This window comes from Pantoea sp. CFCC18177, assembly GCF_059412425.1.
In genome coordinates, this window is record NZ_JBNBPL010000012.1 from 41,766 (window position 1) to 54,351 (window position 12,586).

General features: G+C 48.7%; 12 protein-coding genes and 1 pseudogene. 7 read left to right on the plus strand and 6 right to left on the minus strand.

All coding sequences use genetic code 11. The annotated features are described in order from the left end of the window. Positions 1-46: 46 nt before the first annotated feature. The 3 genes from ACPUC8_RS14010 (at position 47) to ACPUC8_RS14020 (ending at position 1,941) form a co-directional block, all read left to right on the plus strand. Positions 47-187: a hypothetical protein gene (locus tag ACPUC8_RS14010; protein ID WP_494926562.1), complete on the plus strand. Its 141-nt coding sequence runs from the start codon at positions 47-49 to the stop codon at positions 185-187. Between the two features lie 141 nt (positions 188-328). Further along, positions 329-589: a hypothetical protein gene (locus tag ACPUC8_RS14015; protein ID WP_436339580.1), complete on the plus strand. Its 261-nt coding sequence runs from the start codon at positions 329-331 to the stop codon at positions 587-589. Between the two features lie 827 nt (positions 590-1,416). Next, a complete protein-coding gene (locus ACPUC8_RS14020) occupies positions 1,417-1,941 on the plus strand; it encodes a type 1 glutamine amidotransferase domain-containing protein (RefSeq protein ID WP_436339581.1) in 525 nt (174 codons plus the stop codon). A 50-nt stretch (positions 1,942-1,991) separates the two neighbouring features. On the opposite strand, the pseudogene ACPUC8_RS14025 reads toward ACPUC8_RS14020, so the two are convergent. Beyond that, positions 1,992-2,324: pseudogene (locus ACPUC8_RS14025) on the minus strand (glycine betaine/L-proline transporter ProP); the annotation flags it as partial. Positions 2,325-2,570: 246 nt separating this feature from the next. Between ACPUC8_RS14025 and ACPUC8_RS14030 the strand changes: the two are divergent. Continuing rightward, entirely contained in the window at positions 2,571-2,975 is a 405-nt protein-coding gene (locus ACPUC8_RS14030; RefSeq protein ID WP_494926563.1) for a cupin domain-containing protein, read from the plus strand. Between the two features lie 89 nt (positions 2,976-3,064). Further along, entirely contained in the window at positions 3,065-3,760 is a 696-nt protein-coding gene (locus ACPUC8_RS14035; RefSeq protein ID WP_494926564.1) for a pyrroline-5-carboxylate reductase family protein, read from the plus strand. A 120-nt stretch (positions 3,761-3,880) separates the two neighbouring features. Here ACPUC8_RS14035 and ACPUC8_RS14040 read toward each other — a convergent pair whose 3' ends face one another. The 3 genes from ACPUC8_RS14040 to ACPUC8_RS14050 all read right to left on the minus strand — a co-directional run bounded on the left by ACPUC8_RS14040 (position 3,881) and on the right by ACPUC8_RS14050 (position 6,572). Beyond that, positions 3,881-4,078, minus strand: coding sequence for a hypothetical protein (locus ACPUC8_RS14040; protein WP_494926565.1), 198 nt, complete (start codon positions 4,076-4,078; stop codon positions 3,881-3,883). A 168-nt stretch (positions 4,079-4,246) separates the two neighbouring features. Continuing rightward, positions 4,247-5,632 (minus strand): MFS transporter, encoded by a 1,386-nt coding sequence (locus tag ACPUC8_RS14045; RefSeq protein ID WP_494926566.1) that lies wholly within the window; start codon positions 5,630-5,632, stop codon positions 4,247-4,249. 757 nt (positions 5,633-6,389) lie between these two features. Further along, a complete protein-coding gene (locus ACPUC8_RS14050; protein WP_494926567.1) occupies positions 6,390-6,572 on the minus strand; it encodes a con-10 family general stress protein in 183 nt (60 codons plus the stop codon). Positions 6,573-7,013: 441 nt separating this feature from the next. Between ACPUC8_RS14050 and ACPUC8_RS14055 the strand changes: the two genes are divergently transcribed. Both ACPUC8_RS14055 and ACPUC8_RS14060 read left to right on the plus strand, forming a co-directional pair. Continuing rightward, a complete protein-coding gene (locus ACPUC8_RS14055) occupies positions 7,014-9,380 on the plus strand; it encodes a phosphoketolase family protein (RefSeq protein WP_494926568.1) in 2,367 nt (788 codons plus the stop codon). Between the two features lie 60 nt (positions 9,381-9,440). After that, the gene (locus tag ACPUC8_RS14060) at positions 9,441-11,225 is read left to right on the plus strand and encodes a thiamine pyrophosphate-requiring protein (RefSeq protein WP_494926569.1); all 1,785 of its coding nucleotides are present in this window, start codon (positions 9,441-9,443) and stop codon (positions 11,223-11,225) included. Between the two features lie 240 nt (positions 11,226-11,465). On the opposite strand, the gene ACPUC8_RS14065 is transcribed toward ACPUC8_RS14060, so the two are convergent. Further along, on the minus strand, positions 11,466-12,236 hold the full coding sequence (locus ACPUC8_RS14065) for a hypothetical protein (RefSeq protein ID WP_494926570.1): 771 nt from the start codon (positions 12,234-12,236) through the stop codon (positions 11,466-11,468). Further along, positions 12,236-12,433, minus strand: coding sequence for a hypothetical protein (locus tag ACPUC8_RS14070; protein ID WP_494926571.1), 198 nt, complete (start codon positions 12,431-12,433; stop codon positions 12,236-12,238). The genes ACPUC8_RS14065 and ACPUC8_RS14070 overlap by 1 nt, the downstream gene beginning before the upstream one ends. Positions 12,434-12,586 lie beyond the last annotated feature (153 nt).

Below are 12,586 nucleotides of genomic sequence, written 5' to 3' on the forward strand. Positions count from 1 at the left end.
GCTGCCTGATGGCAGGCTGGAGACGCTTGTTCAGGATGAGAAGCTGATGACACCCGATGCTCTGGTCATTGCTGAAGGCTGGATTTATGTGCCCGCTCCCCAGATTGAATACCTGGCAGACAACAATAAAGGTAAAGATAAAACGCTTGGACCCTGGAAAATTTACCGCTTCGCATTTACTCCTTAATATATGTTTCGCCTGATTTCTTTTTACTCCGATGGGGTTGATGCAGGACCATGAGAGCCTCTTTTTCTGTATGAGCTAGAATTAAAAGATGTTTACGCTTTCAAACTGAAAATCGACTTACCCAGACTATCAGGAGATCAAATGGCTGACATAAATGAACGCATTGGAATCCTCGAGCAGACTATCAATGACCTACAGCTCGACCTTTATATATCTAAGGTCGCCATAACTGTTTTGTCCTCAGTGATAGAAAAAATGGGTGGTGAGCCCGGCTTGCTAACCAATTCATACGAACCAGAGAAAAGTTCGGCCCCCCTGGTGAAGTTCAATCACCCTGGTCAAGAAGACAATGCTGACGATATCAGAAAAAGAGTTTTAGCCCTGTTATCGAATCCGGAATAAACGGTGTAACGAAGGGGGCATCATCAAGAAGATACGGGTAGAGCGAGCTGCGGTTGCGTTACCCAGCGTTCTCATGATTTCTCCTCCATCGTTTTAGTTGCAGAGTGCATTCATCATCGGGAAGACCACATTGCTAAAAGCGTAAAAAAACGCGCTACTGCCCCCGAACAGAATTGTGTTGATGATCGGCCATGCTCTTCCGTTCATTTGTGATAATCATCCGAAAGAACTAAACAGATGTTATAGTTCAGTGCGGTCATTAAATAACATGGACACCATTTTTATTTTAGTTGCTTTCCTGGATTAAACGAGGCGGGTATTAATCCTCAACGTGTTGAAACCTAAACAAAAAATCCCGTCGAAGCGGGAAGAAGCAGAGCGGGAATTCCTTTTACTTGATTACCCTTACAGTCGAACATGGGGCACTTTTTTAATATAGCGCCTGAGTATCAACTATCCATTTTTCATGTGCGCTTTACCCACATATCCACACGACGGCCAGTTTTTGCAATGAACCCATTTGAATGACTAATTTTCCGACAAATTTAATCGGCACTTTATGGGGGGGCACTCACGTTTTAGTCATCAAAATAAGAAAAAAACTGCACATAATGTCGTGCTAAACATCAAAGCCCTTTAAATAAACTCGCTTAAACAGAAGGTTATGAAATAGTTCTGTCGCTTTCTCGGCAGCCAGTTGTTTTTAACTTTCACAGGTTCATCTGCTCCACTGCCACCGGCTGGCTTGTCTTTTGCGTTATGGCGACCAGGCTTTATGGGTTAACCGATCCACATACGCAAAGCGCTTTCAAAGCAAGGAGAGACAGATGGGTAAGAAAATAGCGGTACTGATCACCGATGAATTTGAGGACTCCGAATTCACCTCACCCGCCGATGCTTATACCAAAGCAGGACACGAGGTGGTGACCATTGAGATGCGAGCGGGGAAAACGGTCAAAGGTAAGCAGGGTAAAGCAGAAGTCAAAATCGACAGGGATATTGATCACGTCAGTCCTGCAGAGTTCGACGCATTACTTCTGCCAGGCGGCCATTCACCTGACGCCCTGCGCGGTGACGATCGTTTTGTGAATTTTACCAAAGAGTTTGTCGCCAGCGGCAAACCCATATTCGCCATTTGCCACGGACCTCAGCTACTGATAAGCGCAAACGGCGTGCGAGGCCGGAAGATGACTTGTGTCAAAGCCATAGCAATAGACCTACGGAATGCAGGCGCAGACTTCTATGACAAAGAGGTCGTGGTGGATGATGATAAACTGGTCACCAGCCGCACACCGGATGATTTACCGTCGTTCAACCGTGAAGCACTGCGTATTTTGAATGTCTCTAGTTAATTAGCTACTTGTCTTCGCAAAACCCGCCATCCTCAGATGGCGGGCACATGTCACTGGGTGATTACGGGATGCTGATCAACTAAATTGCGGCGTTTTTTCTTCAGTTCCTCAATTCTTTCATCTATGTCTTAGATGCGTTGCTCAATACCATTGTGATGTTCCTGCAGTAACTCTTCAACCTCTCCAAGTGATGAGGCCGCAGGGGTATCGCCATAGAGAGGTTTGTTCGCCGTTTCTCTTACAGTGAAGCCGGTTACAACCCCAATTACCCCTACACCCATCAGATACCATTCAGACATATAAAGGTTGCCGGTTTCTTCAACCAGCCACGCAGTCAGTGTAGGCGTGACGCCCGCAACCAGAATAGAGATGTTATAGGTACTCCCCCAAAGCACGTTAAAAAGTGATAATGGATTGAATGAACGCTGTCTGAAAAATAAGCGGTGGAGGGAAGTAAACGAAGCATGCGGTATATTCATGCAGTCTGGCGGTGTTAATATTTTTAAATAGGTGCGTGTTCTAGGTATTCAGTTTAGTGTTACCACTTTATTTTTATGAAAATCGAACTCCATAAGCATGATTCCGGACTTCATCTATAATATCTAATCGATATTGAGACAGGAGGCCAGATGGCAAATACAAAGAATGAATCTAAGGAAAATCAACATTCAGTTGAACATGATTTGATACTTCAGAGCGGTTGTGCGTGGAACGGCCAGGTATATGAAGAATATCCTGCAGGTAAGCCACAGATTTCGGTGATGCGCATGACACTGCCTCCACATAGTGAGTTGCCATGGCACACTCATCCTATGCCTAATACTGCTTATATTCTGTCTGGCCAGCTAACGATTGAAGATAAAGAAACCGGCCAGACTCACTGTTTTGAGGCCGGTGAAGCTTTGAATGAGACTGTTGACAGTGTGCATCGCGGTTATACAACGGATAAGGCCACTGAGCTGGTCATATTTTATGCCGGTGTGGAAGGGCAGGAACTAAGCGAACCGTTACCGGGAGAGGAGCCTGAATTTTGAATAATGTGGAATGCCGATAATCGATCAATTGCTTTTGTCTGTGTTAGGGCACACACACTAATAATTCACTTTTTGACTGAACGATATCGATGAAGAAAACAATTGGAATACTTGGCGTAGGTGAGTTAACAGAGAAGTTAGTCATGGGACTGATAAAAGGAACTCCTGAGCAAAAGATCGTTTTATCTCCTCGCAGTTCGGATCGCGTAAATCTTCTATTACATAACACAGAATGCAGCGCGGGAAAAAGTAACCAGGACGTGGTTAATCAGGCTGATATCGTCATTATCGGTGTACGCCCGGACTCACTTCAACAGCTGGCAGAGGAGGTCAGTTTGCGGCCAGATCAACTGCTGATTTCGATCGTTGCGGGGGTAAAACGTGAGCAGTTGCAACGCGTGTTCAACCATCCAAATGTTGCCCGGATGATGTTGACCTACGCGGCTAAAATTAACCGAACGACAGTCGTGTTAACTCCAGAAAACGCCAGCACCGAACACTATTTTTCCTGTCTCGGTGAAGTCATCATGATCTCTGAAGAGCATAACTTTGAGCTGTCTACCGTAGGCATGTGTATGAATGGCTGGTTCTACGAATTTGCGGGGCAGTTACAGAACTGGATAATTGAAAAAGGCATGGACCTGAAGACGCAAGACGCCTTGTGTTGGGAGCAATGCGTGATTGCGCAGAATATGGCAGTTATTGCTCTGATAAATCTTTATTCGACATTGCGAAATCTATCGCTACGCCGGGGACCTTCACCTGTCAGGGGCAGACAATATTGAATGCCAATCAGGCATTTACCCCATGGGAAAAAGCAGCTGATGCAGTTTATGACTCGTTGAATCAGGCAGACGAGAAATAAAAACACTAAAGTAGTATAACGAAACAGGCAGGGAATGTGTTCACTGACCCTTGCCCAGTTTTCTCCATATATCATCTCTGATTTTCTGCTTGCCACTCATGTCGCTTTCTGTCTCAAGCATGCCCAGCAACTGCCAGAACTCGACCTCCATTTGCTGACGCTCAGATGGAGAAAAGTTTTGAGCCGGAGGTTCAGACCTATTTTCAACGCTGATCTCGTTATCTAAATCACACACCATATTATTCACTCCCGATATTCACGTTCCGCTTATCATTAATGCTTCACGCTGGATGAAAAGTAAAGCCTGGTTGAATATCTGATATCTGCAAGCAAAACCCATCTAAAAAATATTCGATTAAAAATATGCTCAATGTACCACTAAAAATTAATGGTGCTAAATAATATATCACTGCGTTTTATCGTCAGGAATAATGACCCGATTTTTTAAAGATTGAAAGAAGCGTAAAAGGCTGACTATTAGAGATAAAAGGCAAAACCCCGCACCACTCAACAGGCTGAACTCTATCGCCTGCGCTTCGATAATATTGAAATAAATTGCGACCATCGCTGACCCCATTATCTGTCCGAGAAGTCGTGAGCTTCCCAGCAGGCCGCTGGCGACGCTGGTGTTTTCATCGCTTACAGATGTCATTATCAGGTAGTTATTAGGTGACTGGAACAGCCCAAAACCCGCGCCACAAAGTGCTACCCGCCATATGATGTCAATATCATCTGGTGAATCCGGTAGCACTGTCATCAGGATCATCCCACAGACCAGCATGCCAAGCCCCATTGAAGCAATCACATTAGGGTTATGCCGTTTAAGCAACTCTCCCGCTACCAGAGAGGTAATGGTTGTCGCAAGTGGCCAAGCTGTCAGCAAGAGGCCAACCTGAACCACGTCCCTATGCAGGATGTTGTGGAAGTAAAAAGGCAGCGAGACATAGGCCAGTAGCTGTGTGCTGTAGGAGAGGGTGGACATCGTCAAAGAAAGTGAAAACGTCCTGTTTGCAAATATGGATAAGGGAATCAGAGCCTGATTCATCTTTCGTCTCTGGTTGTCGATCAGCCACAAAAGCATGATGACCGACCCGCCAGTACCGCAGAGGGCCATAAGGATATTTTCTCTGGTCATACCCAGAACAAAACACGCAAGGAAAAGTGTCAGAGTGAAAACCAGCATTGCACCTGAGATGTCGAATTTCGTTCTCTGAAACGGTTGTTTGTTCAGGTACAACATGCTCAGTAACAGGGACAAAATTGCTATTGGCACGTTAATGGTGAAGAGGCAATTCCAGCTGGCTACGGACATGATGGCGGCGGCGATGGATGGACCCGCTGCAGCTGAGACGGACACTATCATCACGTTAATGGCCAGGCCTCTGCCAAGTAATTTCTCCGGGTAAATCTCTTTTATCAGTGCAGCATTAACACTGAGAATGGCCGCTGCTCCAAATCCCTGTATCACGCGAAATATCGTCAGCATGTTGAGTGTATCTGAAATGGCACAGCCTAACGAAGATATCGCGAACAGCAGCACACCAGTCTCAAAAACACCCTTATTGCCCAGTTTCTTTCCGAGCGCAGCCAGAGGGAGTAGCGCTGCAACAACTGCAAACTGGTATGCGTTAATGATGACTATTGATGCCGACGCGCTAACCTGAAAATCCTTGGCAATAACCGGCAGGGCGACATTAGCAATCGTGCTGTCCAGCATGGAGATAACAATACTCAGGGATACGGCTATCACAGCCAGGATCCTGGTGGTCTGAACCTCCTGTTTTATATACATACAGGCTCCATTTGACTAAGAATATGGTGCGCCGCCAGTTTTACTGCGCTTAAAATATGTCATGTGATAACGTATCAATTAATGCTCATGCATTTTTCAATCAACCATCAATGGATGACGTAATGCTGAGACGTTTATTTCAGGTTGAACTGAGGGAAGTCACTACAATGATGGATAAATTAAACATGAACACGCATTCATATTTCTGACTAAACGGGAGGCAACACCTGTTCTGTAGGTGGGCGAGTCTGAGGGGATTTTGAGGTTGAATTAAACATAAAAAGTAATGCAAATCTGAAAATCAGGATTATACGATTGGATGTAAAGATAAAAAAAAGCCCGCTTTTTTTGCGGGCGTAGCAGAAGGGCTGCTTGTTAATCTCGTATGTAACGCGTGCTGAATGAAGCGACCACAAGTGTGGCATTTACATATTACAGAAATATTTAGTTACTGGTCATATGACTTAATTATTCATCAGTTTGTATAACGTGAAACCAAGCGTGAGGTATACGAGAAAACAGTTCCTCATTGGATTTATTCCACATACCTTTTACGGCTGATCACATCGTTGACAACGCACTTTGGATGCCTTGCGAACCTGCAGAAGCCTTACCTGCATGGAAAAGTCTTGGGGTGGCGATACACATTCAAATATGCGGTACCGATCATTATTCAAGCTTACCTACTTTCACGTATAAAGCAGCCGCATTTTGCTACTGAACACGACTGAAATCAAAAGCGTCTTAATAAATCATATCAAGTATCATTATTGGCCACACGGGTAGCTTTCCCTCCTTTACGACCTGCCTCTCTGGCTCTTTCCGGATCGTTTCGAAAGTTACCGCTACTGGCCTTACCGCCTTTACTGCCAGCCTCTGCAGCACGTGTTCTATCCGCTGCAAAGTTTCCTGATCCACCACGTAACGTAAGATTTTTCATGGTTGCTCTCTTCCAATAATTAACAATCGAAGCTTAAATATTAGTGTGCAAAGAATAATTGTTTTTTGAGATTAATCTCGAATTTATTCAAAAATACCGATGATTACTGGAGGAAATGGCAATACGGATAGTCGTTTACTCAACATTACGCTTCATTATTCATGAGAAGTGCTAAACTTTTATGTAATGCATTACTGGTGTTTCAGTTATGTGTTGTCAAATCGCTTTTCCCTGGTGTGGTCACTACCATATGACACCCTCTTCGGCGGGTTTTTTTTCACCCCAATTCCCCCGGCTTCGGTTACGCATGTTTGGGAAAGGCGTGTTTAATCAATCACCCCAATATCATTTTTGCGCTGAATCATCATTCCACCGTCTGGCTCGCGCCATCATCATTCCTCTATTAGGGTTAACTGATGTCAGAATTACAGAGGAAATCTGATGAGTGAAAATAACGCATCCAGTGAATATGCACTGTTGGATAAATACTGGCGTGCTGCTAACTATCTTTCTGTCGGGCAGATATACCTGATGGAGAATGCGCTTCTTCGCGAACCTCTTAAACCAGAACACATCAAGCCTCGCTTACTGGGGCACTGGGGTACTACGCCGGGCCTGAATTTTATTTATGCCCACCTCAACCGGATCATTCGCCAGCGCGACCTAAATTTACTGTATGTCTGTGGGCCCGGTCATGGTGGGCCGGGCATGGTGGCCAACACCTGGCTTGAGGGCAGCTACAGCGAAATCTATCCGCATATCTCGGACGATGCGGAAGGAATGCAGCGCCTGTTCAGGCAGTTCTCTTTTCCTGGTGGTATCCCCAGCCACGCCGCACCTGAAACGCCAGGGTCGATAAATGAAGGGGGCGAACTGGGCTATTCACTGTCACATGCTTTTGGCGCCGTCTTCGACCATCCCGAATTAATTGTGCCTTGTGTCATTGGCGATGGTGAAGCGGAGACGGGGCCACTGGCTGCCAGCTGGCACGGTATCAAGTTCCTCAATGCCCAGCGAGATGGCGCGGTACTGCCGATCCTGCACCTCAACGGCTACAAGATTGCCAACCCGACGCTGTTGGGCCGCAGCAGCGACGAGGATTTGGAGCAGCTCTTCAGCGGTTACGGGTACGAACCACTCTTTGTCAGTGGTCATGAACCAGTGGATATGCATAAGCAAATGGCCGCAGTGCTCGACAATGCCTTCAGTAAAATTCAGGACTATCAGCAGGAAGCCCGCAACGGCATAGCGTCAGAGACGATACCACGCTGGCCGATGATAGTGCTGCGCAGTCCAAAAGGCTGGACCGGGCCGAAAGAAGTGGACGGAAAGAAAGTTGAGGATTTCTGGCGAGCGCATCAGGTGCCGGTTTCCGCCTGCCGGGAGAATGATGAACATCGGGTGATCCTGGAAAACTGGATGCGCAGCTATGAGCCAGAAACGCTGTTTGACGAGAACGGAAAACTGATGCCAGAACTGCGGGCGCTGGCACCTGAAGGCAGCAAACGAATGGGCGCGACGCCTTACGCCAACGGCGGCCGAATCCGACGAGAGCTGATCACCCCGGAAATTCGCGAATTTGCACTTGATACGGGGTCACCCGGCAGCAGGACCGGAGAAGCCACCGAGCAGTTCGCCCGCTACCTGACCGAAATATTCCGACTTAATCAGGACAATTTCCGCCTGTTCGGTCCGGACGAAACGGCATCAAACCGGTTATCTCCAGTCTTTGATGTCACCAGCCGCACCTGGATGGCCCAGCTCAAAGATTATGATGAACAACTGGCGCGTGACGGACGTGTAATGGAAATTCTCAGTGAGCATCAGTGTCAGGGCTGGCTGGAGGGGTATCTGCTGACAGGCCGGCATGGCCTGTTCAACTGCTACGAAGCGTTCATCCATATCATCGATTCGATGTTTAATCAGCACGCTAAATGGCTCAAGGTCACCCGTAAACTGGGTTGGCGAAAGCCCGTCTCATCGCTTAATTACCTGCTCTCATCCCACGTCTGGCGCCAGGACCATAACGGTTACAGCCATCAGGATCCTGGATTTATCGATCACGTTGCCAACAAGAAAGCTGACATTGTGCGCATCTATCTGCCACCTGATGCCAACACGCTGTTGTGGGTCGGCGACCACTGCCTCAATACGTGGGACCGGATCAATGTCATTGTGGCCGGCAAGCAGCCCTCACCGCAGTGGCTCGATATGCCTGCCGCTATTGCCCACTGTGAAGCCGGGATGGGTGAGTGGGGCTGGGCGAGTGATGCGGGGGAACCTGACGTGGTAATGGCTTGTGCCGGGGATGTGCCCACTATGGAAACGATGGCGGCGGTGGATCTTCTGCGTGGCTATTTACCGAATCTGCGCATCCGGGTCGTCAATGTGGTCGATCTGCTCGCCCTGCAGACGCAGGAGCAGCATCCTCACGGAAAATCTGAAGCCGCGTTTGATGCGCTCTTCACGCGTGACAAACCGGTTATCTTTGCCTTCCACGGTTATCCGAGCCTCATTCACCGTCTGACCTACCAGCGAAACAATCACAGTAATTTCCACGTGCATGGCTTCAATGAGGAAGGCACGACCACAACGCCTTTTGACATGACCGTGCTGAACGAGCTTGACCGCTATCATCTGGCACAGTCGGCCATTCTCCACGTCCCGGGGCTGGCAGAACGGCATCCTGAGTTGCTGGATGACTTACATGAGCGGATTGCGGAACACCATCGCTACGTGCGCGAACATGGGGAAGACGTGCCCGAAGTCAGGGAATGGAAATGGTCAGGCAAAGGCAGCAACAACTGAGAGCGCTGCGAAGACGAAATGCGTCTTCTAATCCCCTTACCCCAGAAAGGAAACGAAACCATGAGCATAAAAACCAGTGATTTCTTTGTCCAGCGCCTGAAAGAGTGGGGCGTAACCCGCATCTATGGCTATCCAGGTGATGGCATCAATGGTGTTCTGGGCGCAATACAGCGTGCTAACGAGAAAGGTGACGGAATCGAATTTATTCAGGTTCGTCACGAAGAGATGGCGGCCTTTATGGCGGCGGGTCATGCAAAATTTACGGGCGAACTCGGCGTGTGTTTATCAACCGGCGGGCCGGGCGCGACACATCTCCTGACCGGTCTCTACGATGCTAAAATGGATCATGCGCCTGTGCTGGCCATTGCCGGACAGGCAGAAGCTACTGCCAGGGGCGCAAGCTATCAGCAGGAGATGAATCTCGACCGGGTGTTTGCCGATGTGGCTAACTTTGTGCAGGAGGCCGCGGCACCGGCTCAGGTACGCCACCTCGTGGATCGCGGCGTGCGCATCGCGAAAGCACAAAACGGGGTGGCTGTACTCATTATCCCCAAAGATATCCAGGATGAGGAATGGCAGGCACCTCCCCATCTGCACGGGTTCACTCATTCTGGCAGTGGCTACCAGCGTCCCAAAATAATTCCTTATGAGGCCGACCTGCAGCGTGCGGCAGAAGTGCTGAACGCCGGAAAAAAAGTGGCGATCCTTATAGGCTCGGGTGCACGTGGTGCTGCAGTAGAGGTGGTGCAGGCGGCGAATCAGCTGGGCGCTGGCGTGGCTAAGGCCCTGCTGGGAAAAGATGTACTCCCGGACGATGCCCCGTTTGTTACGGGCTCAATTGGTCTGCTGGGTACCAAACCTTCCTGGGAAATGATGCAGAACTGCGATACGTTGCTGATGATTGGCAGTGGTTTCCCGTGGACAGAGTTTCTGCCTGAAGAGGGGCAGGCGCGTGCCGTGCAGATAGATATCGATCCCGCTATGCTCGGCCTGCGTTACCCCTGTGAGGTCAATCTGCACGGTGATGCCGCTGAAACCCTGCGTGCGCTTCTTCCACTGATCGAACAAAAACAGGATCGCAGCTGGCAGGAACAGATTGCCGTGCAGGTGCAGGACTGGTGGAAGCAGATGGAGGAGCGTGCGCTGGCGCCTGCCAGCCCGGTTAACCCTCAGCGCGTGGTCTGGGAAATGTCTCCGCAGCTGCCTGATAACGCCATCGTCACGTCGGATTCCGGTTCCTGCGCTAACTGGTTTGCGCGAGATTACCGCGTTAAGCAGGGACAACGGGCGACGCTCTCCGGCGGGCTGGCGTGTATGGGGGCGGCCGTGCCGTATGCGATTGCGGCCAAGTTTGCTCATCCTGAACGCCCGGTTGTCGCACTTGTCGGTGATGGCGCAATGCAGATGAATAACATGGCGGAACTGATCACCATTCAGAAGTACTGGCAGCAGTGGACTGATGGCCGGCTGATCGTCTGCGTTTTCAATAATCAGGATTTGAATCAGGTTACATGGGAGCAGCGCGTGATGGAAGGCAATCCGCGTTTTGAAGCCACACAGCAACTGCCCGACGTAAAATATGCGGCATTTGCCGAATCGCTTGGGCTGGTGGGCATTTATGTTGATAACCCTGAGCAACTGGCAGGCGCATGGCACCGTGCACTCAGCGCTGACCGGCCGGTGCTACTTGAGGTGAAAACGGATCCTGAAGTCGCACCCTTACCGCCACATATCACGCTTAAGCAGGCTAAGGCATTCATGTCATCAATGGTGAAAGGCGATCGGGGGACATCACAGGTTATCCGGGATACGGCCAGCCAGTTTTTCAGTAAAAAGCATAATTAACAATTAAAGGTGTTCAGAAATATTGTCCTCTGAACACCCTGAGTACGTCATCAATCAGGCTGCTTATCGCCTGACTCTGGCGCATTTCTTTCGTCATCTTTGGGCTGTTTATCGGGTGTTTTTTTCCGCGGATTGTAATCGGGATTATCACCTTTAACGGGACGGTCGGTCATATTGCTCTCTTCGTTTTAGCTTGATGGGTACTGAGTGTAGTTAAGTACACGTTTAAGAGCCAAGCGGTCAGGCCGAATCAGCGCCCTCAGCATCCATGGCCAGTGCGCTGGCGCTGGCCGGATCAAACAATGACAGACTTTCAATCTGGTCGACCATGATGACCTTACGAAACTCCAGTGCGGACTTCGGCTTTGAGGTGAAATCAATGTTGTGCATGTGGTACCAGTGGCTGTAGTTGTGCTCAACCGCCAGGTTAAGCGTACGGGCGTCGCGATAACCACTGAGCATGGGGATGAGAACAATATTGGCTGTACTGGCGTACTCAAATGTGGCGGCATGGATCATGCCGATGTAAATGCGTCGGGACTTAAGCGTGACCCATGCCAGTTCGCCTTCTTCCATGCATTGCAGCAACATCGCTTCGATACCGTTTGAGCGTGAGAGGCGCTGATAGAGATCTTTACGACTGCTGGCGGTCAGGCGAGCGCTGTTAGCCCAGTTAGATCGGTAAACGCAAAACGTGACAGCGAAAGCCAGCATAATGACGACGGGCGCCTGAATACCCAGAAAACTCCATGTCATAAATTCGACATGCCAGCGCGCGTGGATAACTTCTGACAGGCCAAACGCGTTGTTCACGGCCGACGCCGCCAGAAGAACCAGCCAGACAAAGCCTGTCGCAAGGACGCCCTGCAGAACAAAAATACAACCATACAACGCAATCAGAAAATAGACATCCCAACCGATCGAACGTTTTATTTTTAACCGGCTCGACATATCCCGGCTGGTATACCAGTATCCGCACACCATCAATACCATAAAGATTGCTGTTCCCATTAAATATCCTTTAACATTTTAATGTGCTCTTTGAAATCTCTTTGCACTTTTGGGCTTAAAGGATTGACTGACGCATTGCCATCTTCATCAATAATTATGCGGTCTCCCTCTTCAATGGACTCTTTCATATCCTGTTGGCTTATGACCTGTAAAAGGGATTCCGGACTGCTGAACAGAGAAGATAAAAATCGAAACATAAACTGACTCCGCGGGGATTCATATGGGGGATAATGGCAGATAATTAGAGGTTTAGATCTTTCTGGGGGCGATAAAAGATAAAAACGCGCTTTTTCAGAGTAATCCACACAACAAGCGAAACCGTTAATCAAGATCAGCATTGCGTTCAGAAA